Below are 25,468 nucleotides of genomic sequence, written 5' to 3'. Positions count from 1 at the left end.
ACCACCAGGTGAAGCTGCGCGGGTTGCGTATCGAGCTTGGCGAGATCGAGGCCCGGCTGCTGGAGCAAGCGCAGGTGCGCGAGGCGGCGGTGTTGGTGGTGGAGCAGCAACTGGTGGCGTACGTGGTAGGCGAGGCGACGGTCGAGGCGCTGAAGGCGCAGTTGTCGCGCAGCCTGCCGGAGTACATGGTGCCGGCCCAGTGGCTGTTCCTGGACGCTTTGCCGTTGAGCCCCAACGGCAAGCTCGACCGGCGCCAGTTGCCGAGCCCGCAGGCCCAGGCGCAGAAAGCGTATGTCGCCCCGGAAGGTGAGCTGGAGCAAGCCATCGCGGCGATCTGGCAGGACGTGCTACGGCTTGAGCGGGTGGGACGTTCAGACCACTTCTTCGAACTCGGTGGTCATTCGCTATTGGCCGTCAGTGTGGTTTCGCGCCTGCAACTGGAACTGGGGGTGGCGGCAACGCCGCAGATGTTGTTCCAGCATCCGCGATTGGCGGCGTTCGCCGCTCAGTTCAATGACGATGGTCTGCAAGGGACTGATGACAAATTCAGCAGGCTCGAGTCCCTGCTCGATGAAATGGAGGAAGTGTGATGGACAAGCAAGTTGCCGCACGGATCGCCCGTCGGTTCATTGCGCTACCCCTGGAAAAGCGAGCACGTTACCTGCAAACCATGCTTGCAGAAGGCATCTCGCCCGCGCAGCTTCCGATCCCTGCGCTGAGCGATGAATTTGAGCAGTTGCCGCTGTCCTATGCCCAGGAGCGTCAGTGGTTCCTCTGGCAGCTTGAACCCGACAGTGCCGCCTACCACATACCGCTGTCGCTGCGCCTGCTTGGCAATCTCGACCTTGCGGCGCTGCAACACAGCTTCACGGCGCTGCTGGGCCGCCACGCCGCGCTGCGCACCTGCCTTGAGCAGCGTGACGGAACACCCACCCAGGTAGTGCTGGAACAGGTGCAGATGCAGGTGCAGGTGTGCGCGGACGAAGCGCTCGATGACTTCGTGCAGCGCTTGACTCGCCAGCCCTTCGACCTGGCCAATGCACCGCTCTTGCGTGCGGGGGTCGCGCGGCTGGGTGACGGTGAGCATGTGCTGGTGGTGATCATGCACCATATCGTCTCGGACGGATGGTCGATCAAAGTCATGCTGGGTGACCTCATCGAATTCTATCAGGCAGCGCTCGAAGGCCGTGAACCACGGCTACCGGCGTTACCGGTGCAGTACACGGATTACGCCATATGGCAGCGGCGCTGGATGGAGGCAGGCGAGCGCGACCGTCAGTTGCAATACTGGACCACCCAGCTGGCCGGCGAACCCGACGCCCTGGAGTTGCCGTTGGACTTCGCTCGCCCACCGCAGCAGAGCTACCGGGGCGCGCGCCATGGCCTGGCACTCGATACTGACCTGGCAGGTGCCCTCGATGCGCTCGCTCGTGAGCAGGGCGTTACCCTGTTCATGCTGCTGCTGGCTGCCTATCAGGTGCTGTTGCACCGTTACACCGGCCAGGACGACATACGTGTCGGCGTGCCGGTCGCCAACCGAAATCGGGTCGAAACCGAGGGCTTGATCGGCTTCTTCACCAATACCCAAGTGCTGCGTGCCCAAGTCGACAGCCGGGAGCGTTTCAGCACCTTCCTGCAACAGGTTCGCGAGGCCGTGGTCCAGGGGCAGAATCATCAGGACCTGCCCTTCGAGCAGTTGGTCGAGGCCCTGCGCCCGGAGCGCAGCCTGAGCCACAACGCGCTGTTTCAGGTGATGTTCAATCATCAGCGTGTCGGCACGGGGCAAGCACGGCAATCGCTGGCAGCGGACTTGACCCTTGAAACCATGCCGGTGCAGGTTCACACCGCACAGTTCGATCTCACCCTGGACACCTTCGAAAGCGAATCTGGGCTCAGCGCTGCGCTGACCTACGCCACTGACCTGTTCGAGCCGGCGACCATCGAGCGCCTGGGGCAAAGTTGGCTGACCCTGCTGCGCGGTGTCGTCGCTGACCCGCATCTCGCCATATGCGACTTGCCGTTGCTCGATAGCCAGGTGCAGCAGGCGCAACTGATCAGCTGGCAGGGAGAAGTGCGTCACGACTCGCACGAGCAGACCATCCACGCAGCCATACAGGCGCAGGTGTCGCGTGACCCTGAGCGCTTGGCGCTGGTGAATGGGCTGGAGCGCCTGAGCTATGGCCAGCTCAACGCACGTGCCAACCGCCTGGCACGCCACCTGGTCAGCCTGGGTGTAGGCCCGGAGGTTCGGGTCGGCGTAGCCATGGTGCGTTCCTCCGAGCTGGTGGTAGCCTTGCTGGCCGTTCTCAAGGCGGGCGGCGCCTATGTGCCGCTCGATCCGGACTACCCCGCCGAGCGTATCGCCTACATGCTGGAGAACAGCCAGGCACCGCTGCTGATTAGCCAGGTGGGCGTGATCGAGCGCCTGGCAGTGCCGACGGGCACCCAGGTACTGTGCGTCGAGCCTGGGGAGCAATGGCTGAGCGAACTGGCGGGCACCGACCTGGCCGAAACTGCCCATGCGGATAACCTCGGCTATGTCATCTATACATCAGGTTCGACCGGGCGGCCCAAAGGAGTCGCGATCTGTCACCGCAACGTAGCCGCGTTGCGCCAATGGACGGCCAGGGTATACGCGGTCGACGACCTGCAAGGCGTACTGGCTTCGACGTCGGTGTGCTTTGACCTCTCGGTGTGGGAGCTGTTCGTGACCCTGGGCCTCGGAGGCTCCATCGTGCTTGCTCGCAATGCGCTGGAGCTGGCCGAGCTGCCGGCAAGGGACGAAGTACGGTTGATCAACACCGTCCCATCCGCCATCGCTGCACTGTTGCGCGAGGGCAGCATCGGGCCGGGAGTGCGTATCGTCAATCTGGCGGGCGAGCCGCTGAAGCAGCCCTTGGTCGATGCGTTGTATAAAGGCACGCAGGTGCGCTGGGTGTACGACCTCTACGGGCCGTCGGAGGACACGACCTATTCCACCTGGACCTGTCGCGAAGCAGGTGGGCGAGCCAACATCGGTCACCCATTGGACAATACCCGTGCTTACGCATTGGACCTGCAACTGAACCTTGTACCGGTAGGGGTCGGCGCCGAGTTGTACCTGGCCGGCAGCGGTATCACCCGCGGTTATCTGGCCAACCCCGGGCTCACCGCCGAGCGTTTCGTACCCGACCCGTTGCACGGCAATGGCGAGCGGATGTATCGCACTGCTGATCGGGTGCGCTTCGACGGTGAGGGGACGATCCAGTACCTGGGGCGTCTGGACCATCAGGTGAAGGTGCGCGGCTTTCGCATCGAGACCGGCGAAATCGAAGCACGTCTGCTGGCCGATGAGCAGGTGCGTGAAGCCGCCGTGCTGGTGCTTGATGGCCCCCATGGGGCCATGCTGGTCGCTTACGTGGTCGCACAGCAGGCTACGCCGACGCGAGAGCGGTTGCGCAAGGTATTGGCGGTGGACCTGCCCGACTACATGATCCCGGCGCAATGGGTGTTTCTGGAGGCCCTGCCACTGACCCCCAACGGCAAACTGGATCGCAAGCGCCTACCGGCACCCGACCTGTCAGAGCCTGCGCATGACCGTCAGGCGCCGGCCAACGCATGGGAGCAGCGCCTGCTGGACGTATGGCGGGCGGTGCTCAAGATCGACCAGTTGGGTGTCACCGACAACTTCTTCGAAGTCGGCGGCGACTCGATCGTTTCGATCCAGATGGTCAGCCGCGCACGTCAGGCCGGCATTCATTTCACGCCAAAGCAGCTGTTCCAGCACCAGACCGTGCGCAGCCTGGCCTCGGTCGCCACGGCCGATGGGCTGAGCGATATCGACCAGGGTGAAGTGCAGGGCGGGGCGCCGCTGTTGCCATTCCAGCGTTGGTTCTTCGAGGCGCCGATCGTCGACTGCCAGCACTGGAACCAGTCGGTGCTGTTACGTTCGACTGCCAGCCTTGACCCAGGCGCCCTGGAGCAGGCATTGCAGGCGCTGATCGTTCATCATGATGCCTTGCGTCAGTCGTTCCACCCAACGGCAGGCGTGCAGGCGCTGCACCGTAGTGTTCAGCAACAGCGTTTGGCCTGGCAACAAATGCCTGCACTGGGGTATTGCCGTATCGACCGCCAGGAGCAATTGCTTGAGGTTTGCGAGCAAGCCCAGCGTAGCCTTGATCTGGAGGCAGGGCCTCTGGTGCGTGCTGTGTTGATCGATTTGCCGGACGCTAGCCAGCGGTTGCTACTGGTGATTCACCACCTGGTGGTCGATGGTGTTTCCTGGCGGATCTTGTTCGAGGATCTGCAACAGGCCTACCGTGACGCCCTGCAGCAGCGGCCGATACGCTTGCCGGCCAAGACCAGCTCGGTACAGGCCTGGGCACAGCGCCTTCAGGGCTACGCCACGGGAGCGGCAATGGAGCATCGAGCCTACTGGCTGGCTCAGGCCAATGGCGTCGAAACCGACCTGCCACGCGATTGGCCGGTGGAACAGCCGCGCAACAGTGATGGCCGCAGCGTTGAAACCCGCCTAGGCAAAGAGCTGACGCGGCACCTGCTGCAAGAAGCTCCAGTCGCCTACCGCACCCAGATAAACGATCTGCTGCTGGCTGCCCTGGCGCGTACGCTGTGTGCCTGGGCGGACAGCTCGGCGGTGTTGGTGGAGCTGGAAGGGCATGGCCGCGAGGAACTCTTCGACGATATCGACCTGGTACGCACGGTTGGCTGGTTCACCAGCGTTTACCCGGTGCGGTTGGATAACCACGCGCTGCCGGGAGCGTTGATCAAAGGTGTCAAGGAGAAGCTCCGTGCGCTGCCGGACAAGGGCTTGAGTTTCGCAGCCTTGCGTCACCTGGGCGATGAAAAGACCCGCGCTGCATTCGCTGAGCTGCCCCAGGCCCGGGTTACCTTCAACTACCTGGGGCAGTTCGACGGCGCGTTTTCCGCCGACGAGCAGGCCTTGTTCGCACCGTCCGGCGAATACGCAGGTGCTGAACAGAGTGGTGCATCACCGATGGCCAACTGGCTGGTGCTCAATGGCCGGGTGTACGCTGGCGAACTCAGCTTGACCTGGTCGTACAGCTGCCAGCAGTACCGTGAAGAAACCGTGCAGGCGCTGGCCGACACCTATGCCCGGCAGCTGGCTGAACTGATCGGCCACTGCTGCGATGCAGAAACCGCAGGTGTGACGCCGTCTGATTTTCCATTGGCCGAACTCGACCAGCAGCAACTTGACGCCTTGCCGATTTCGGCGGGGCAGATCGAAGACATCTATCCTCTGTCGCCGATGCAGCAGGCCATGCTGCTGCACAGTGAAGCTGACAGCGAGTCTGCGTTTTACATCAACCAAGTCGACTTGCCGATTCATGGTTTGCAGGTCGAGCGCTTGCGCGAGGCCTGGCAGGCGGCCATCGACCGGCATGACATCTTGCGGACCAGCTTCCATTGGCCTGACAACAGCGAGCGACCGGTGCAGGTGGTTCAACGTCAGGCTCTGCTTGACCTGCGGTTGCTCGATTGGCGCGAGCAGGCGCAACCCGAGCACGCTATTGCAGAATTGGCGACGGCAGACCGGGCGCTCGGCTTCGACTTGGCACGTGCACCCTTGCAGCGCATCACACTGATTCGCACTGGCGAGCACGATTACCGGATGCTGTGGACCAGCCATCACATCCTGATGGACGGCTGGAGCAGTTCCCGGCTGTTCGGCGAGGTGCTTGAGCATTATCACGAAGGCCAGGTGGCCAGCCCGACGGCGCGCTATCGCGAGTTCATCGCCTGGCTGCAGCGCCAACCCGGCGAGGAACTGGAGCAGTTCTGGAAACAGCGCTTGAGCACGTTGCAGGAGCCCACGGCGCTGAGCCAGGCGATCTACCCCCGCCATGACAGCGAGGCGGCTGGGCACGAGGCCTTGTACTCCAGCTGGGACCCGCAGCAGACCGAGCGCTTGCAGCAGTTCTGTCGGAGCTGCCGAGTGACACTCAATACCTTGGTTCAGGCGGCCTGGCTGTTGGTGTTGCAGCGCTTCACCGGGCAGCGCACCGTGGCCTTCGGGTCGACGGTGGCAGGGCGCCCCGCGTCGCTGGCCAATGCCGAACAGACCCTCGGCCTGTTTATCAATACCCTGCCAGTCATCCAGACCGTGGAACCGTCTCAACCGGTCAAGCAGTGGCTTGCCCAATTGCAGGATTACAACCTCGACCTGCGTGATCATGCTCATGCGCCGCTGGCCGATATCCAGCGGTGGTCGGGTATGGGCGGTCAACCGATGTTCGACAGCATCATCGTGTTCGAGAACTATCCTATCGACGAGCGCCTTGGCCAGGCAGGTGAAAGCGAACTGAAGTTCGGTCAGTCGAACAACCATGATGTCACCAACTTCGCGATGGATTTGGCGGTGACGGTGGGGCAGCGCCTGTCCATCGAGTATCTCTACCTGCGTGCGAGCTTTGCGCCCGAGGCAGTAGAGGCTATTCGTACTTGCATGGAGCATACGCTGGAGGCGCTGGCCGAACAGGCAGAGCGGCCGGTGGGGCGCCTGCCACGCTTGCCGGCGCTTGAGCAGCAGGCATTCGAGCAATGGAGCCGTGCGCCCCAGAGCGGTCACGAGCCGGTGACTGTCACCGAGCTGATCGCTCGTCAGGCAGTGGAGCGCCCGGAGGCCGTCGCGGTAAGGTGCGGCGAAGGCCAGTTGACCCACGCCCAGTTGCAACAGCGTGCCAACGCGCTGGCGCATGTCTTGCTGGCCCAGGGGATTGGGCCTGAGACGGTGGTGGGGATCGCCCTGGAGCGCTCACTGGACAGCATCGTGGCGTTTTTGGCCGTGCACAAGGCAGGTGCTGCTTACCTGCCACTGGACATCGATTACCCCGCCGAGCGCCTGGCCTACATGATCCAGGATTGTTCGATGAAGCTGCTGGTCGGACGGGACGATACGATCCGACAGTTGGCACCGCAAGGCCTGGCCTGCATCGATATGGGCGCGCTGGACTGGGATGGCCTGCCATCTCATCCTCCTCGCTCAGCCTGCCTCCCGGAGCACTTGGCTTACCTGATCTATACCTCTGGTTCTACGGGCCAGCCCAAGGGAGTGGCGGTGACCCATGGGCCTTTGAGCATGCATTGCCAGGCGATCGCCGCGTTGTACGAGATCGATACCGACACCCGCGAGCTGCTGTTCATGTCGTTCGCCTTCGACGGTGCCCAAGAGCGTTGGCTCAGCGTACTTGGCCACGGCGGGGAACTGGTGCTGCGCGACGGTGAACTGTGGACGGCCGAGCAGACCTGTGCGGTATTGCACCAACGGCGTATCTCGATTGCTTGTTTCCCGCCTGCCTACCTCAAGCAGCTGGCCGAGCATGTGCGCGACAGCGGGCAGCCGGCGCCGCCAGTGGCGATCTACTGCTGCGGCGGTGATGCCGTACCGGCTTCGTCCTTCGAGTTGATTACTCGCGTGCTGCACCCTCGTTACCTGACCAATGGCTATGGCCCTACGGAAACAGTGGTAACGCCGATGTTGTGGAAAGCCGATGCACAGGCCCGATGCGGCGCGGCTTATGCGCCAATCGGCCGAGCCGTGGGAGCCCGTGCCCTCTATGTGCTCGATGATGACCTCGAACCGTTGCCAAGCGGCATCGCTGGTGAGTTGCATATCGCCGGTGAGGGTATCGCGCGGGGTTACCATGGCCGTCCTGGGCTGACTGCCGAACGTTTTGTACCAGACCCCTTCGGTGCGCCGGGTAGCCGTCAGTACCGCAGTGGCGACCGGGTGTTGCGACGTGAAGACGGTATCCTCGATTACCTGGGGCGGGCTGACCACCAAGTGAAACTGCGTGGTTTCCGAATAGAACTGGGCGAGATCGAAGCGGCCTTGCGCCGTCAGGATGGGGTTACCGATGCTTTGGTCGTCGCCCGAGAGCTGGCCAGCGGTAAACACCTGGTGGCTTACGTAGTCGGCAGCGAAGGGTGGGAGATCGGTGATGGGCTAAAAGAGCGCTTGCGCCAGGAGTTGCCCGATTACATGGTGCCTGCCTACCTGGTGGGCATGCAGAAACTGCCGGTCACCGCCAACGGCAAGCTCGATCGCCGCGCGCTGCCTGAACCTGAGGTGCAAGTGGGGGCCTATGTGGCGCCGGTCAGCCCTGCTCAGCGCATGCTGGCGCAGATCTGGGAGCAGACCCTGCAGGTCGAGCGTGTGGGTATCCACGACAACTTCTTCGAGTTGGGCGGTGATTCGATTCTCAGCCTGCAGGTGGTTTCCAAGGTTCGCAATCACCCTGATCTGGACATCGACCTCAAGCTGCGTGATCTGATGCGGTGGCAGACCATTGCCGGCCTGTTCTCCCGGGAGGAGATCCTGGCTCCGGGGCGTGAGGATGTCAGCGCGCAGCTGGCCACTGAGGGTTGGTTCGCACTGCTGCCCATTCAGCAGTGGTTCTTCGACTGCCCGATGAGCGAGCGCCACCACTACAACCAGGCCTTGATGTTCCGGCCGCGACAGGCGCTGAATGATGAGGCGTTGGTGCAAGCGCTGCAGTACGTGGTCGCGCAGCACGACAGCTTGCGCTTGCGCTTTCGCGAAACCGATGGCCATTGGTATCAGAGCTACGACCTGCAGCAGGCGCAACCGTTGGGCGACTGCTTCTGGCGCGAGCAAGCGGATGACGAGGCCGCGCTGCAAGCCTGCGTCAACCGCGCGCAACGCAGCCTCGACCCGCAAAACGGTCCGTTGTACCGATTCGTGCAGGTGGACCTGGCCAACGGTGAACAGCGCCTGTTGATGGTGATTCACCACCTGGTGGTCGATGCAGTGTCCTGGCGCATCCTGCTGCAGGACTTACAAGAGGTTTACCCTGCGTGCAGCCGGGGACAAACGCCGGATCTTCAGGTGCGCAGCAGCAGCTACCGGGCCTGGGTCGAGCGTTTACAGGGTCAGGCTGCGCAGCGTGCAGCGCGGGAGTTGGACTACTGGCTCGAATGCCTGCCCGACAACGATCAGCTGTTCCCGTGCGACAACCCGCGTGGCAAGAACCAGGTGCGTTACCAGGCTGGGGCGCATTTCGCCCTGGACGCAGACCAGACCAGCGACCTGCTCAAGCGTGCGCCGGCTGCCTACGGTAGCCAGATCAACGATCTGCTGCTGACGGCGTTGGGCCGCGCCATTTGCCACTGGGCGGCAACGCCGACTGCCTGGGTGCAGTTGGAAGGCCATGGGCGCGAGGATCTGTTCGATGAACTTGACCTGAGTCGAACGTTGGGTTGGTTCACCACGATGTTCCCGGTACGCCTGGATTGCCCGCCCGAGCAAAGCGAGGCCGATGCTTTGCGCAGCGTACAGGCGCGGCTTCAGGCTGTGCCTGACAAGGGCATCGGCTATGGCGTGCTGCGCCATATGGCCGGGCCTGAAGTAGCCGCACGCATGGCACAAACTTCAGCGGCGCGGGTTACTTTCAACTACCTCGGCCAGTTCGACCAGAGCTTCGACGACAAGGCTCTGTTGATGCCGGCACCGGAAGGCCAGGGTGACTGCTACAGCCTCGAGGCGCCTCTGGGCAACTGGTTGGAAATGGTTGGCCAGGTTTACGACGGGCGTTTGTCGATCCGCTGTGTATACAGCACGCGGCGCTATCGGGCGGCGACCGTGGAGCGCTTGATGCAACGCCTGCAGTACGAACTGCAAGCATTGATCGTGCACTGCGTTTCGGTTTGCGAGGCAGGTGTCGTCTGATGTTCATGCGGGAGGCAGGCCTCCCGCTTTCGTTTTCAGCTGCAGGATATTGCTTTGATGACCCTACACCCCGATATCGGTGCATTTCTCGACCTTGCCGACCAGGCGCCAGTCCAGCAGGCACCGCTGCATACCCTGGCGCCGGTGCAGGCGCGGGCGTTGTTCGAAAACACCAGCCGCCAGCTGTCGTGGGCGGCGCCGTTGGTAGAGCCCGTGCATCTGGACGTCACCCGCGAGGACGGCAGTCGCTTGCCGTTGCGCCTGTATCGGCCTGGAAGCTCGGCGCCTACGCCGGTGATAGTGTTCTTCCACGGTGGCGGCTATGTGGTCGGAAGCCTGGATTCGCACCAGGGCATCTGCCAGGAATTGTGCCAGCGTTCAGGTTTTGCCGTGGTGTCGGTCGGCTACCGCCTGGCCCCGGAGCATCGTTTTCCGCAACCCCTCGAAGACGGGCAGCGCGCACTGCGCTGGCTTGCCACTGAGGGACCGGCGTTGGGCCTGGATACCACGCGGGTTGCGTTTGCCGGAGACAGCGTAGGCGCAAGCCTTGCCACCGTGCTTGCGCAGCAGGCGGGCCTACCTGGCTTCGAGGGAATTCGTCCGCGCTTGCAGTTACTCTGCTACCCCATGACTGACGCCAGCCAGCGGCACGTATCGCGAGAGTTGTTCGCCGAAGGTTACCTACTCGAAGATTCGACCCTGGAGTGGTTCTACGACTGCCATGCGCGTCAGCCGGAAGATCGCGCCGACCCGCGCTTCTCGCCGCTGTTGGCCGAACAGCTGGAGCACAGTGCGCCCGCATGGATCGGCCTGGCGGGTTTCGATCCATTGTTCGATGAGGGCCTGGCCTATGCGCAGAAGCTGCGACTAGCGGGTGTGACGGTTGAGTTGGTGGAGTATGCGGGGCTGACTCATGACTTCTTGCGGATGTCTGCGGTGGTACCGGCCGTGCTTGAGATTTACGACGAGATGGTCGATGCACTGAAGCGTTATCTGCAGTGAAAACTGCCACTGCGGCGTTTCGCTGAACATGAAAAAGCCAGTCGATCGACTGGCTTTTTAGTGGGCGTTGGATCAGAACGTACTGCGCAGGGTAAGCACGTACTCGCGAGGGTTGCCATACCAGTTGTTGATCGCGTTGGTGCCAACGGTCTGGTAATACTTCTTGTCGAAGAGGTTGTTGACGTTGAACGACGCGTTCCAGTGTTTGTCGATCTGGTAGTCGACCAGTGCGTTCCATACGGCATAGCCAGGCTGTTCATAGGAGAACGGGTTGACCGTGGTAACGCTATTGCCGAAGGCGTCTTTGACCGTCGAGGTGCCGCTGACGTAGTTACGGCTTTGAATGTTGGCGCCCAAACCGACTTTCCAATTGTTCAGGTCACCCGGTAGGCGATAGCTGGTGAACAGTTTGAGCAAGTGTTTCGGGGTTTGCGAACTCAGCGGCTTGCCACGGTTGGAGGCGGTGCCGGTCTTGACCTGTTCGTTGATGTTGAAGGTATAACCTGCGCCGATCTGCCAGTTAGGTAGCAGTTCACCGGTGATCTCCGCATCGAAGCCCTTGCTCACGATCTTGCCGCCCGCTTCGTAACAGCATGGGTTGCCGACCACGGTCTCGGAGTTGAGTAGCATGGCCTCGTTTTCGCGCTTGGTGTAGTAAACCGCGAGCGAAAGGTTGGCCTTCTTGTCGAACAGTTCCGCCTTGGTCCCGAGTTCATAGGTGTCGCCGGTCATCGGCTTGAGCGAGCTGTGGTCGGTGCCCAGGTAGTTGGTTTGAGGAATGTAGATCTGGCTGTAACTGGTGTAGACGGACCACTGGTCATCGATGTTGTAGACCAGGCCACCGAATGGTGTGACGACACCGCTTTCCTTGCCTCCGGTGGGGTAGACCATGCCGTCGGCGGGGGTGACGCTGGTGATGTTGTCGTCATAGTCGGAATAGCGGGCGCCCACGATCAGCTTGAGCGGCTCGGCCAGCTGGGCGCGAAGCGTGGCGTAAGCACCGCTCTTGCGCTGGTTCCAGGCCGGGAAGTAGATGTACATTCCTGGCATGGCGCCTTCGGGCTGGCTGCCGATGTTGTTGGCGGCTGGGTTGACCGGGATGTTGGCCATGCCCAGGCGATACGATTCGAAGCTGCGACGGGTTTCCTGATGGTCCACGCCGAACACGACTTCGTGCTCAAGTCCGAATGCCTGGAAACGCCCCGAAACGTTGGCGTCGTAGAGATCCTGGTCGATGTTGTAGTTGCGCCCCCAACGGGAGAACAACGAACCGCGCCCCGTCACGTCGTCGATGGTGCCGGTGGCCTGGCCGATGTTCTGCGAGATGTCTTGGTGATAGCGGGTGTAGCTGCCGTTGGCTTTCCATTGTTCGTTGAAGCTGTGCTCCAATTTCACGAACATTTCATTGGTTTCGTAATTTGCCGTTGACCAGTCGGCTGCCAGCGAAGTGTCTCGAGACAGGCCGATGTCCGCGCCGGTGTTGTAACGCGGCAGGCCGCTGTCCCAATAACCTTTGATCTTGCGCCATTGATGGCTACCGCCGAAGGTCAGCAAGGTATCGTCGGTAAGGTCGGCTTCGAATATGCCGTAATAGATCTCTTTCTTGCTGTTGGTGGTGTCGTAGAAATAGTCACGGTCCTCAACCGCGAAGACCCCGCGACCCCGCAGCTTGCCCTCGAAGGCGATAGGGCCGGTCACATCCACTTCCTGGCGATAGTTGTCCCAGCTGCCTGCCGATGTGGTGGTCTTGATCTGGTTGTAGGCCAAGGGCTTCTTACGCACCAGGTTCAGCGTGCCACCGGGTTCGCCGGTGCCACTGAACAGGCCATCGGAGCCCCGCAGAATCTCGACATGATCGTACATGGCCATGTCTGGAAGCGATTGGTAGTTCTGCTGGCGAATGCCCGGTGCGCCGCCGTCAGTCTGCACGCTGGTGACTTCGAAGCCCCGTGAGTAGAACTTGGTGTCGACGCCATTGCCGCCAACCACGGTCACGCCGGTCAGTTTGTCCAGCGCCTGCTCCATGTTGGTGATGCCCTGGTCTTCCATGTTCTGGCGAGTCAGCACCGAGACGGACTGAGGGATTTCACGCAATGCGACGGGTGTTTTACCGCCTACCGATACCGCGCCGGTGGTATAGGAACCGGAGTTCTCGGTTTGATAGCCAAGCCCTGCAGCGGTTACCGAGGTGGATTCGAGTTGGATCTGATGCGCATTGCTTTCCAATGGCGCCATCAGCGTGACCGTGTTGCCGTCGACGTTGTAGCGCAGCCCGGTACCTTGGATCAGGCGCTTGAGTGCCTCGATACTGTCGATCTCCCCTTTGATCGCGACAGTTCGGACATTCTTCACCGAATCAGGGCTGTAGAGAATCTGTAACTGCGCTTGCTTGCCCAGTGTCTGTAGCGCCGTAGCCAAAGGTTGAGATGGGATGTCGAGGTTGGCCAGTTCGGCGTGCGCCTGACCCGCGCAGGCCATCAGCAGGGCAGTGCTCAGGGCTAGCAAAGGTTGAGAAGCGGGACGGGAGAGCAGTGCTCGGCTGCTGGTTTTCGATGATCTGTTGTGCATCTGTGGCTTCCGTAAGTGCTGTAATTATCAATGAGAATTATTCTTCTTCAATATGACGCAGCTCTGCTGCAAAACCGGAAACAATTCTGAAAAAAAGTTGTTCTGCAGCCAGCCGGTTCATGCCGGTCTTGTGCAAGGCAGGAGGGCGGGTGGAAATCGCGCTGCTTGAGCGCGCGGGCGATTGCCCGCGCGTCGATCGTCAGGCCAAGGCAGCCCGTTCGCTATGCACCTGGCCGGCATGCAGACGCACCAGCTGGTCGGCGACGTCGAAATACCGGTCATCGTGCGAAATCACGATGATGGTTTTACCCAGGCGTTGCAGCTCGGGAAGCAGCTCGGTGTAGAAAACCCGGCGGAATGTCGGGTCCTGGTCCGCGGCCCATTCGTCGAACACCAGTACGGGGCGTTCATCGAGCCAGGCGTTGACCAGTGCCAAGCGCTTGCGCTGCCCGGTAGACAAGTCGGTGGTGGTGAATCGGCCGTCTCGGATATCTACCTTGTGGGCGATTTCAAGGCGCTCCAGGTAATGCCTGGCGGTGTCCGGAATCTGCCGGTCGCCCAACAGTACGTCGTCGAACAGGTAGTAGTCGGCAAATACCGTGGTGAACAGTTGCCGGTAATCGTCGCGATCCTGATCGGTGATGGCCTGGCCATTGACGTTGACCACCCCTTGTTGCGGCACGTACAAGCCCAGCAGCAGCTTGATCAAGGTGGTTTTGCCACAACCGTTCTCACCGACGATGAAGGTGATTTCACCTCGTTTGAAGCTGAGGTTGACCGGGCCCAAATGGAAAGGTTGCACGCCCTCGCGCGCAGCGAACGTGAAGCTGACATCCTTGAGTTCCAGACTGTTCACCGCGTTGGCAGGTGCCGCGCTGTCTTGAATCAGCAGGTGGGGCTCCGGCGAGGAGAATTGCTCGGACAACTCGGCGATACGGCGAAAGGCGATCTGCGCGCGGCTGACGATCGGTAGCGTACCGACAAGATGTTCAAGTGGTCCCTTCATGTACAACAGCACCAACACGAAGCCGCTCATCACTGTTGCGTCGGAATTGGGCCATAGCGTCTGCAGCGCCAATGCCATGCCGATCACGACGAAGAACAGCATCGAACCGATGCTTTTGGCGATGACGAACGTATTGATCGAGCGCATCTGAATGTTGCGAATTTCGTCGGCGGTGTGGCAGATGCCGTCGCGGTACATCCGGTGCCGGCGTGGGCGATGAATACGCAGTTCCTTGGCGCCTTCGGCGATGCCGTGGTAGTGCTTTTGCAAGCGGTCCTCGGCGTCGCGGGCCTGGAAGAAACCACGAATACCCCTTGCCCTTGCCAGATATTGGACGATGGTGCCGAGGGCCAAAGCGGTCAGCATCATCAGGAACATCGGCCAGGACAGCACGGCCAGATAACCCAGGCACCCCAGCGTGACGGTCAGCGAGATCGCCAGCGGCGCGAAGGCGAAGGCGAAATCGCTGATGGTGTCGACATCGTGGGTCAGCACGGGGATCAGGCGGTGGCTGCGAAAGCGCTCTATCTGCTCGATCGGTGCCGACAGCACTTTCTCGCCCAGCTGTTTGCGCAACTGAGCGATGATGTGCTGGCCGACATAGTTGGTGCCGATGTCGGAAAGGATGGTGCTGACCAAGGCCATGGTACACAGCCCTGCAAAGCCCAGTACCAGGTCGGGCCCGAATCCGTCCTGGCTATGCAGCCCGTTGTTGATAGTGGCCAAGAGCGCGGTGACGCTGAGGCCACCGATCATCCCGAGGATGATTGACACCAGCACTACAGGCCAGAAGGGCTGGAGCAGGGCCAGCAGTTCGCGCACGGCCCCGCGGGGTTGAATGCTCATCGAAAGATTCCCGTTTTCAGACGCAGGCTCTGAGCAAGGGGTTGCTCAGGTTGTAGTCGGCCCATGCTTGCAGGCGTGAGCCGATGCTGGTGAGGACGTAGGTGTTTCCCGGAAGTGAAGTCGGGGTCATGGTTGCGGTTCCTCGGATGGTGGGTAGGGAGGCCGCCGGGCGCCCCTTGTCCTGCGCAAGTACACCGATAGGAACGAGCCGGGCAGGGGAGAATTTACCGCCGGCCGGCGCCTCAGAGCTCGCGTGCCACGCGCAAGCCCAACCAGTCGCCGCGGTTGTTGGCGAAGGCATTGTTGCGGTTTCCCGAGCGCGAGAATATGGGGGCCTCGCCCCAGTCGTTGCCGCGAATGCTCACCAATTTGCAATCGCTGTCTTTCCATGCGCTGCCGTCACTGGGGGCCCCTGCGTAGCTGTCGTGATAGCAGTCCGCAACCCATTCGTAGACGTTGCCGTGCATGTCGTACATGCCAAAGGCGTTAGGAGGAAAGCTGCCCACCGGTGAGCTGTAGCTGAAACCATCCTTGGGGCCATAGACGTTGGAGTTCTTGCTGATTTCAAAGTTGGCGTCAGGCTCGAACGGGAACGCCTTGGTAGTGCCACCGCGAGCTGCGTACTCGCGTTGCGCCTCGCTGACCATGCTGTAACGGTGGCCGGTTTTCTTCGATAGCCACGCCACGTATTGCTCGGCGTCGTAATAGCTCATGCAGACGGCTGGCTGGCGCGGGCCCTGTTTGTAACTGGGCTTGGCGTTGGTGCAGCGTCTGCCCGGTCGGTCGTCACCATCAGGCAGCACGATACCGGTTTCCTTCTGGTAGGCCGCCCACTCACCGGCGGTGACCTGGAAGCGGCTGATGGCAAAAGGTTTGGCGAAGGTCACGGGGTGCTGGGGAGACTCGTCATCCTGACGGCCCATTTCGTCTGCTGGGGTACCCATGGTGAAGGTCCCCGCTGGCAATACCACCAGTTCCGGGCACAGCTTGTCGCAATCCCGGAATACCGTACCGGGCTTGGCAGTGGCCGTTGCGGCAAGGGTCGGTAGGCTGCAGGCGGCCAGCAGTGCGGCCAGGGTCAGGTGATGCAGTGGTGCGCTCATGAGTGGGGCCTTGTTCAGAGTTGCTGGGTTATCAGGGCCATGGCCCGGTCGATCTGCTGCTCGTCGTTGAGCAGGCTGGGGGCCAGACGGATGACCGGGCCGACGTCGCGATACACTGCATCGCACATCACTTTGTTTGCAGTGAGGTGGGCGGAGACGGCGTCGGGGTCGCGGTCTTTGATCCGGAAGAACGTGAAGCCAGCCGAATAGCGTTCGCTGCGCGGCGTTACCAGCTGAATCTGCCGGTGTTCGCAGAGGCGATCCTTGAGCAGGGTATTGAGCTGATGGATGCGCTGCTGCACATCCGCCTTGCCCAGCGCCAGGTGCAGCTTGAAGGCTTCGCCGGCTGCCCAGCGATACTCGAAGGCATGGTAGCCGCCGGGCGTCATGATGGTGCCGAAGTCTTCGTCACGGGAGAACGTGGCGACAGTGGGCGTGAGATGCTCCATACCGGTGGATGCGGCGCAGATGATGCCGGTGCCGCGCGGGCCGAACATCCACTTGTGGGTGCCGGCGATGAAGTAGTCGCAATTGAAGTCGGAAAAGCGGGCGTTTTCCACGCCAAAGCCGTGCACGCCATCAACCACGTAGATGATGCGCTCGGCTTCGCTGCGTTCACGGTTATGCCGGCGCACCAGCTCGCCAATCTCTCCCACCGGCAGTTTGACGCCGCTGCTCGAATGCACCCAGGTCATGCCGAGCACACGCGTGTTGGGCTTGATGGCCTTCTCCAGGGTAGCCAGCACTTGATCGGTGGATACTGTCCAGGGTGTGTCGAACAGCCGAATCTTGCGCACTGCGGTACCCTGGCGCTGAGTACGGAAAGCCAAGGCCTTGTGGACCGAATAGTGCTCATGCTCGGTCACCAGGATTTCCTGGCCGGCGTCGAGCGTGAGGCCGCCATAGATCATTGCCAGGCCTTCGGTGGTACTGCCGGTCAGTGCGACCTGGCGCGGCTGCACGTCCAGATAGCGCCCGGCCCATTCGCGCACTTCGTCCTCGCGCTGCCACTCGTATTGGCTTTCCCAGTCCATCAGGGCGGCGGGGTTGCGGTCCAGGTTGGCACGATGGCGGTCGATGGCCGCTTGCACCGGCCGTGGGTGGGCAGTGACCAGGAAATTCGCGAAGTGGGCCACTTGTGGGTCGAGCGGGAACAATTCCCGCAGGGCTTTCCATTTGTCGCCACCACTGGATGGCTTGTCGGCCGTCGCCAGGGCTTCGGGTAATATGGGCAAGCTGGCGGCCAGCAGGCCGGCCTGTTTCAGAAAGGTGCGGCGGTTGCTCATGGCAAGCTCGTCTCAGCGATGGGCGACAGGAGTGGCGGCCTTTTGGACTTGGGCCCAGGCCCGCAGGAAATTACCCGCCCAGAGCTTGGCGATATCGGCCTCGCTATAGCCGCGCGTCAGCAGTTCGGCAGTGACATTGCGGATCTCACTCACATCCTTCCAGCCCTCCAGGCCGCCGCCATCGTTGAAGTCAGAGGCGATGCCGACATGGTCTATGCCGACTTTCTTCACCGTGTAGTCGATCGCGTCAACGTACTGCTTGAGGGTGGCCTTGGGTTCTTCTTCGAGGATGGCGTATAGCGCGCTTGCATATTCACCGAAGCGGGCCTCGGGCCAGATGGCGATCACCGCATCGCCCGGCATCAGCGCGTTGGTCAAACTCTGCAACGGTGGCAGATCGAAGCGCGCACGCAGGGCGTTGAGCTTGTCGAGCACTGGCTGGGTGAGCGGTTTGAGGTATTGGCCAAAGCCGACCACCTGAATCACGCCACCGCTGTCCTTGATCAGCTGCATTTCCTTGTCGGACAGGTTACGCGGGATGTCTACCAGGGCCCGGGGTGCCGAGTGCGACGCGACGATCGGTGCGCGGGTCAGGCGTGCGACGTCCTGCAGCGCCAGGGTCGACATCTGTGATACGTCGATGATGACGCCTAGGTCATTGAGGCGTTTGACTGCTTGTTCGCCCAGGGGCGACAAACCGCCCAGCGCATCGGCAGTGTCGTTGAAGAAGGGCAGCGGGCGCGACGAGTCGGCCCAGTCGTTGTTGCCCACATAGCTGAAGCCGAACATGCGCATGCCGCGCGAAGCCCACAAGTCCAGCTGGGACAGGTTATGGCCGAGTGGGTAGGCGTTGAGCATGCTGATGAAGATGGCGAATTTGCCCTCGCCGTTGAGGCGGCGGAAGTCGTCGGGGGTATAGGCGATGCCAACCTGGTTGGGGAAGTCCCGCACCATGCCGGTGATGATCTTGTAGCGCGCTTCCTGCTCCTGTCGCGCTGCGTCGACGAAGCCTGGAGTGGGGCGATGTGGCGCATTGGGGCCGTTCCAGATTTCCGGCCAGCCAAAGACGGTGAGCGCCGCACCGGAGAGGCGGCCACGGTTGGCCTTGACCAGGTCGAACTGGCCAGGGCCGTCCTTATCAGCTTCGTGGCCGCTGCCGCCAAGCGCCAGCGGCACGGTCACGTGGCTGTCGAAGGAGAGCATGTGCTCGTGCAGTTCGTTAGCCTGCTGGACGATTTTCAGAGGGTAACCGGCATGTTGCTGTTGCCAGAAGTAATAGCCGGTGGCACTCCCCAGAGCGGCCACCAGCGCCAGGGGCAGGCCGATGTAGAGGGCCTTGCGGGAACGGGTCTTGGTCATTGCAATCTCATTGCACGATTGATCGGGACGGCCCGCCGGTGCATGACGCGCTGCAGGGGCAGACTTGGGTATCAGGTGGACGAGCGAAGGCCTGGCAAATTTATCGATGGCGCCCGCCAGGGCCATGCCGCGGCTTCTTAAATTTTGCCCAGGCGGCAACGTTCTAGCCTTGGACGGAGCCATGCTCCATGGCCGCAATAAATGCTCAGGTAGTTGCAATGACGATTTCTCGACGCGGGTTCATCGCCGGTGTGGCATTGACGGGCGTAGTTGTGCCCAGCGTGATGTATGCGCGGAATGTGCAGCGCCAGCGGTTCGATGAGCAGTTTCCGGAAACGCCTGGTGAGGCGGTGGTGGAACTGGCCGATGCCCCGCTGCAACAGTTGGGGGACACCTTGCGCGGTATCTGGCAGTTCAGCCTGCAAGGGCGCGATGCCGGTTTGCTCGGCCTTCCAGACGGTGAGCTTGAGATGTTTCTCGACGTTGCCTCCAGCGGGCGTGGCCTGCGCGGCTACCTCGACACCCCTGAGCGATTGCGCGGCGCCGAAGAGCCGCGTTACCGGGTAGTGGGCGACCTTCTGGCCGATGCGGGCAGGACCTTGCGTTGGCGCTTGTTCTCCACGGAGTCTGGCGAAGTGCAGTATCAATGCATCGTCGTGCTCGATGAAGTGTGGGGGGCGTTCGGCAATGCCGGTCAAGCGACGCTCAATGGGCGCATCGCTGTACTGGATCGTTCCTTGGCGCTGCCGGTTGAGGACAATCGTTTTGTCGCACTCAAGCGCAGTTTCCCCGAAGCACGCCAACGCACGCCGTTGTCACCGGCGCTGCTGGCCCGTCTGGTCGCGCCGGAGCATCGCTTGTTCCACCAGCTGTGGCATGCCTCGCGTGACAAGTGGCACAAGCTTGCCGAGGACAAACAGGCCGCTTTGCGTGGCCTTGGCTGGCAGCCAGGGCCAAGGGATCATGAGCGTGACGCCCGCGGCCGGCACAAGGACCGCAATGGCTCAGGCGAGGACTTTTTCTTCATGCACAGGCATATGCTGAGCGCCGCCAGGGCCGTTCAGCCGTTGCCATCGTGGACGCGTTTTCCGCTGCCGCAGCCAGAGCTCGAGCGCGATCGCAGCGGCTTTGCCGATTATTTCGACAACCATGACGGAACCGCCTTGCCTCCCACCTGGCGCGCTGCAGGCGATGCTGCCTATACCCAGTGGGTGCGTGACATCAAAGCTCCAGATACTTTCCACGGCAATTTCCAGGTGTGGGAGTCGCGTTACACGGACCCTCACTACCTGAGCACCCTGACCCTTGGCCAGTTCGGTTCGGAAATGGAACTGGGCATCCATGATTGGCTACACATGCGCTGGGCCTCGGTACCCCGGGACCCCTCCAGTGGTTTGCCAGTACCGTTCGCCCGGCAGCCGGAAGACTTCGCAGCACGCTGGTTCGAGCCGGAGAACGATTTTCTCGGCGACCCGTTCTCATCCCATGTGCATCCGATGTTCTGGCACTTTCATGGTTGGATCGATGACCGTATCGAGGACTGGTTTCGCGCCCACGAGCGCCTGCATCCAGGCCAGGTAAAGCGCACTGAAGTCAACGGCGTGCCGTGGTTCGCGCCGGGCCGCTGGGTCGAGGTGGCCGACCCGTGGCTTGGCCCGGATACCCATGGCTGTTCGATGATGCCGGGCTTGCGGCCAGGGCACAGTGTGGAAATGGACCCGGAAACCATGAAGCTGGCGCTGCGGATCATCTTTGCCGAGGACGACCTGTTTTCCCGCTTGCGCGAGAAGGTGCCGCAACGGCCCTGGTATGCGCGCAACCTGAAGCTGGCGCAGCGCTGACCAGGCCACGGTACCTGTGCCGACAGGAGCCGTGGCCTGCGTTGGCAACTAAAGCTCGACCTGCCACCCCCCTCCCAATGCCTTGTACAACGCTACGCTGCCTTGTAGCCTGGCCAGGCGAAGCTGCGCTTGCTGGTCTTGAGCTGCATACAAAGTGCGTTGGGTTTCCAGCACCGTCAGCAAGGTTTCAGCCCCGGCGCCGTAGCGTTGCTCGGCGAGGTCGAACGCGGTGCCGGCCTCCTGCACTTCCAGGTCTTGCCACTGGCGTTGACGGTCGACACCTTCAATGGTATTGAGGGCTTTCTCGACATCGGCAAAGCCGGCCAGGATGCTGCCACGGTAGTTTTCCAGCAGTTCTTGCTGTTCGGCTTCGGCCAGCTCACGTTCGGCACGCAGTCGGCCATTGTTGAAAACCGGAGCAACCAGGCCTGCTGTGAGTAGCGAGTAGCTGCTGTCGAGGATATGGGCGAACGTGGTGGCCCCCGTTCCCAACGCGGCGCCGAGGGTGATCTTGGGTAGCAGCGCCGCCTGCGCCACCTGCACGTTGGCATGGGCGGCGGCGAGTCGCGCTTCGGCGGCAGCGATGTCCGGGCGACGGCGTAGCAGGTCGCTGGGCACGCCGCTGCCGATGGCAGGCCATTGGACGCTGGCCAGCGCCTGGTCCGCCTCGGGCAAGGCTTGCAACGGGTCGCCGAGCAAGCTGGCAAGGATGAGCCTGCTGTCTCGCCACTGCTGTTCTAGCAACGGTAACTGACGCTCCTGCGATGCCACCAAGCCACGCTGCTGCGCCAACTCCAACTGAGTGGCCGAGCCCGCCTGTCGGCGGGCTTGGATCAGGTCTAGCACGTTGCGGGCATTGCTCAGATTGAGCCGTGCGATGCGCAGTCGCTCTTGCAAGGCCAGGCCCTGCAGGTAACTGTCGGCCACCGCGCTGACCAGGGTCAGCTCCACCGTCTGACGGTCGAAACGGCTGGCATCGAGCTCATGCAGGGCGCTGGCCCGCGCAGCGCGAAGGCCGCCCCAGAAGTCGAGTTCGTAGCTGGCGGTGAGCTGAAGGTCGAACGTACGGTAGGTCGGATAGTCCTTGCTGACGTCGAGCGGGTCGTTACCCTCTCCGTGCAGCAGGTGCTGGCGGTTGCCATTAAGGCCTAGCTGCAGCTCCGGAAGCAGGGAGGCGCCAGCTACCACGGCGCGTGCCTGGGCCTGGCGTACCCGCGCGGTGGCAGCCGCGAGATCGTGGGCGTTGCTGAGCGCGCGTTCGATCAAATGATCCAGCTCGGGGCTGGAAAATGCCTTCCACCAGTGGGCGCCAGGCAACGGGGCCACATCTGTTGCCCTGCCGCTCTGCCAGGCAAGCGGGGTGGCGATACCTGGGGCAGGCGTAGGCGGCGTACTGCAGGCCGTTAGGCAGAGGCAGACGGTCAGCAGGTTGAGGCGGCTGGGCAATGTCATGACTTATTCGCTGGTAAGGGCTTTGACCGGGTCGAGTCGGGCGGCTTTGCGGGCCGGCATGAAGCCGAACACGATGCCGGTGGCAACGGCGCAACTGAACGCACCGAGAATGGCTGGCAGGGCGAAGGCCACCGCGATGTTGGCCATCAGCAGTCCGCCGCCGATCAACAGGGCCAGGAGGATGCCGGTTATGCCACCCACCATCGACATCATCACTGCCTCGCTCAGAAACTGGCGCAGGATGTCGCGCTGTCGAGCGCCGGTGGCCATGCGGATGCCGATCTCGCGGGTGCGCTCGCGCACGGTCATGAGCATGATGTTCATCACGCCGATACCCCCCACCAACAGCGAAATCGCCGCGATTGCCCCAAGCATCAGAGACAGGCTGTTCTGGGTGCGGGCTTCGGCCTGGATCAACGCAGCGTCGTTGGTCAGCTCGAAGTCGGCCTTGCCCTGATGGCGCTTGCGCATCAGCCGGTCGATGGCTGCCTCGGTCTCGGACACTCGGGCTGAGTCGGCGGAGGCGATGATTACGTACTCCGGGTCATGGCTGCCGAACAGTCGGGTAGAAGCGGCAGAATAGGGCACCACGATACGCTCGTCGCTCTTTTGATCCCCAGAGCTGGCCCCCTTGGCGGCAAGCAGGCCGACCACCTGGAAGGGCACGTTCCCGATCAGCAGGTACTGGCCTAGGGCATTGGCGTCGGGCCCCAGGAGCTTCTCTCGCACCTTCTGGCCGATTACTGCCACGGCGGCGCCGGCACGTTCGTCGGCTTCGCTGAAAAAGCTGCCTTCGACCACGGGCCAGTTGAGTATGTTGGGGAACTCGACATTGTTGCCGCCGACATAAAATTTCTGGTTGTTGTTGCCATGGCGCACCATCACGTCACCACCGATCACCGGCATGATGCGTTTGACCTGTGGTAGCTCGGCAATGGCGTCAACATCATCAAGTGAGACGATACCCGCAGGTTCGCGCAGGGTCGCGTGGCGCCCATTGAGGTAAAGGATATTGGAGCCGAACGCTGCCATTTGCGCCATGACCTGGCGCTTGCTGCCTTCGCCCACGGCGAGCATGACCACGACCGAGGCCACGCCGATGACGATTCCGAGCAGGGTCAGGGCCGTGCGGAAGTGGTTGATCCACATCACGCGCCAAGCGGCTTGCAGTGCTTCGAGCGGCTCACCCTTCCAGGCGCCACGCAGGGTCGCGCCCTGGTCCAGGCGTTGGCGCAAGTCGCCAGCCTGCAGGCCTTCGCGGGTGTCGTCGGCTGGCTGCTGTGTGGCGCTGTCACTGATCATCAGCCCGTCGCGGATCTCCACTACCCGATGCGCTCGTGCGGCGACCTCGCGGTCGTGGGTAATCAGGATAATCACGTGCCCCTGGCTGGCCAATTCGTCGAGCAAGGCCATGACCTCGGTGCCGCTGTGACTGTCCAGGGCTCCGGTCGGCTCGTCTGCCAGAATGATATGCCCTCCGTTCATCAGGGCTCGGGCAATCGACACGCGCTGCTGCTGACCGCCGGACAACTGATGCGGACGGTTGCTGGTACGGCTGCCTAGGCCCAATCGTTCGAGCAGGGTGGTGGCGCGTGCATGGCGTTCGGCAGCGGGCGTGCCTGCATAGATCGCAGGCATTTCCACATTTTCTTGCGCCGACGCCGAGGGGATCAGGTGGTAACCTTGGAATACGAAGCCGAACGCCTCGCGCCGAAGCCAAGCCAGTTCGTCGCTGGCCAACTCGGCCACATCCTTGCCCGCGAACCGATAGCTGCCGCTGGTGGGGCGGTCGAGGCAGCCGAGAATGTTCATCAGCGTCGACTTGCCGGAGCCGGAGGCGCCGACGATGGCGATGAATTCACCGGGGAGAATGCTCAGGCTGATGCCGCGCAGCACTTCGACCCTTGGCGTATCGATACCGCCGTAGGCCTTGCGTATGTCGCACAGTTCGATCAAGGGGGTGGACATTCAGCCTCCGCTGGCCAATGTTGCGCCAATGACCAGGCGCTCGCCTTCGTTGAGGCCATCGAGAATTTGCACTCGCAGCCGATCGCTCAGGCCGGTACGCACCTGGCGTTGTTCGATCCGGCCATCGGCGCCCAATACCTGGGCCAGGCGCATGCCTTCGCCGGCGCCGTCATCGAACGCCGCCAGCGGTGCACTTAGCACCTGGCGGGCCTGGCCTGCGACGAAGAACACCTGGGTCGTCATGTCCGCCATGAGCGCACCGTCGGGGTTGTCGACATCCAGTAGCACGGTGTACTGCACCACTTGGCTGCTGGTACTGCTGGCAATGGCGCTGGCCGGGCTGCCGCCCCGGCTGGTTTGTTCCAGCGGCTTGGGTGGAATGGGCAATATCTGCCGGACCGTACTGTTCCAACGGCGCTTACCGCCCGCCAAGGTCGTGAAGTAGGCAGACATGCCTGGCTTGACCTTGCCAATGTCGGCTTCTGAAACCTGAGCCCACACGGTCATCGGTGACAACCTGGCGATACGCAGGATCAGCGGCGTCTGCTGCTGGGCATTGAGTGTCTGGCCTTCACGCGCATCCACTGCTACCACTGTGCCGTCGATGGGTGCGTAGATGCGTGTATAGCCCAATTCTGCCTCGTCGCTGCGCAAGCTGGCCTTGGCTTGCAGTATCTGCGCCTGGTACATCGCGATACGAGCCTGGGCCACCTTGAGCTGTGCCTCGGCCGATTGCAGGTCTTCCTCGCGTGTGGCACCTGCCTTGGCCAGTTGTTGCTGGCGCTGTAGCTGCTGGCGGGCCAGGGTGGACTGAGCCTGCTGTTCACTTAGCTGTGCCTTGAGCGTGTCGATCGAGAAGCGCCCGGCGTCGAGCTTTGCCTGCTGGGTCGAAGGGTCGATTTCCACCAGCAACTGGCCTTTGCGCACCTGGTCGCCCGCTTCGACGTGCAATGTGCGAATCTGCCCCGACGCTTGTGCCCCGACATCGACGTAGCGCCTCGGTTGCAAGGTGCCCAAGGCGGTGACGCTGCTTTCGATATCGGCCCGAACGACAGCGACGGTACTGACCGGTTGGGCATCGAAGGGCAGGCTCTTCCAGGCCAGCAGGCTGCCCAGTCCAACCAGGCCCAAGGCACCGAAGAGGATGCGGTGGCGTTTGTGGGGTAAGCGTCTCATGCGGACTTCCAGCCAGGGGGATGGGCCACACGCGGCCATACTTGGCGCGCACGGAGGTCACAGTTAGACGAAGGCGGCATGAATGGATTTAGCCGGGACGGGGCTGCAGTGTCGAGTTGCTGAGAATAATTATAATTTGTAAGATCGCACCCTGA

At 62.2% G+C, this 25,468-nt stretch carries 12 protein-coding genes; 4 read left to right on the top strand and 8 right to left on the bottom strand.

Translation table 11 applies throughout. The features are described 5' to 3' along the window. The 3 genes from F3J45_RS27360 to F3J45_RS27350 form a co-directional block, all read left to right on the top strand. Positions 1-590, top strand: a 590-nt coding sequence (locus F3J45_RS27360) for a phosphopantetheine-binding protein (protein WP_205300705.1), incomplete at its 5' end; no start/stop codon positions are given. Then, complete coding sequence (locus F3J45_RS27355; protein WP_167070387.1) at positions 590-9,706, top strand: non-ribosomal peptide synthetase; 9,117 nt, start codon at positions 590-592, stop codon at positions 9,704-9,706. The genes F3J45_RS27360 and F3J45_RS27355, both read left to right, overlap by 1 nt. A gap of 57 nt (positions 9,707-9,763) precedes the next feature. Beyond that, positions 9,764-10,708, top strand: coding sequence for an alpha/beta hydrolase (locus F3J45_RS27350; protein WP_167070385.1), 945 nt, complete (start codon positions 9,764-9,766; stop codon positions 10,706-10,708). Between the two features lie 72 nt (positions 10,709-10,780). Here F3J45_RS27350 and F3J45_RS27345 read toward each other — a convergent pair whose 3' ends face one another. From F3J45_RS27345 to pvdM, 5 genes are all read right to left on the bottom strand, one after another. Then, positions 10,781-13,276: a TonB-dependent siderophore receptor gene (locus F3J45_RS27345; RefSeq protein WP_167070383.1), complete on the bottom strand. Its 2,496-nt coding sequence runs from the start codon at positions 13,274-13,276 to the stop codon at positions 10,781-10,783. A gap of 199 nt (positions 13,277-13,475) precedes the next feature. Beyond that, on the bottom strand, positions 13,476-15,128 hold the full coding sequence (locus F3J45_RS27340) for a cyclic peptide export ABC transporter (RefSeq protein WP_167070381.1): 1,653 nt from the start codon (positions 15,126-15,128) through the stop codon (positions 13,476-13,478). A 242-nt stretch (positions 15,129-15,370) separates the two neighbouring features. After that, entirely contained in the window at positions 15,371-16,231 is an 861-nt protein-coding gene (locus tag F3J45_RS27335) for a formylglycine-generating enzyme family protein (protein WP_167070379.1), read from the bottom strand. A 14-nt stretch (positions 16,232-16,245) separates the two neighbouring features. Then, on the bottom strand, positions 16,246-17,517 hold the full coding sequence (locus tag F3J45_RS27330; RefSeq protein WP_167070377.1) for an aminotransferase class V-fold PLP-dependent enzyme: 1,272 nt from the start codon (positions 17,515-17,517) through the stop codon (positions 16,246-16,248). 12 nt (positions 17,518-17,529) lie between these two features. Continuing rightward, positions 17,530-18,876, bottom strand: coding sequence for a pyoverdine-tailoring dipeptidase-like protein PvdM (gene pvdM / locus F3J45_RS27325; RefSeq protein WP_167070374.1), 1,347 nt, complete (start codon positions 18,874-18,876; stop codon positions 17,530-17,532). Positions 18,877-19,094: 218 nt separating this feature from the next. Here pvdM and F3J45_RS27320 point away from each other — a divergent pair, with 218 nt between their 5' ends. After that, a complete protein-coding gene (locus F3J45_RS27320; protein WP_167070372.1) occupies positions 19,095-20,717 on the top strand; it encodes a PvdJ/PvdD/PvdP-like protein in 1,623 nt (540 codons plus the stop codon). Positions 20,718-20,765: 48 nt separating this feature from the next. Here F3J45_RS27320 and F3J45_RS27315 read toward each other — a convergent pair whose 3' ends face one another. Genes F3J45_RS27315 through F3J45_RS27305 form a run of 3 tightly spaced genes read right to left on the bottom strand, consistent with a single transcriptional unit; the run spans position 20,766 to position 25,313 of the window. Beyond that, a complete protein-coding gene (locus F3J45_RS27315) occupies positions 20,766-22,169 on the bottom strand; it encodes an efflux transporter outer membrane subunit (RefSeq protein WP_167070370.1) in 1,404 nt (467 codons plus the stop codon). Positions 22,170-22,172: 3 nt separating this feature from the next. Continuing rightward, a complete protein-coding gene (locus F3J45_RS27310; RefSeq protein WP_167070368.1) occupies positions 22,173-24,137 on the bottom strand; it encodes a MacB family efflux pump subunit in 1,965 nt (654 codons plus the stop codon). Beyond that, a complete protein-coding gene (locus tag F3J45_RS27305) occupies positions 24,138-25,313 on the bottom strand; it encodes an efflux RND transporter periplasmic adaptor subunit (protein WP_167070366.1) in 1,176 nt (391 codons plus the stop codon). Between the last annotated feature and the right edge of the window lie 155 nt (positions 25,314-25,468).

Source organism: Pantoea sp. Ap-967, assembly GCF_011752565.1.
In the GTDB taxonomy this organism is placed as follows: Bacteria; Pseudomonadota; Gammaproteobacteria; order Pseudomonadales; family Pseudomonadaceae; genus Aquipseudomonas.
The sequence above is the reverse complement of the archived record's forward strand: the minus strand, read 5'-3'. Positions and strand labels throughout refer to the sequence as shown.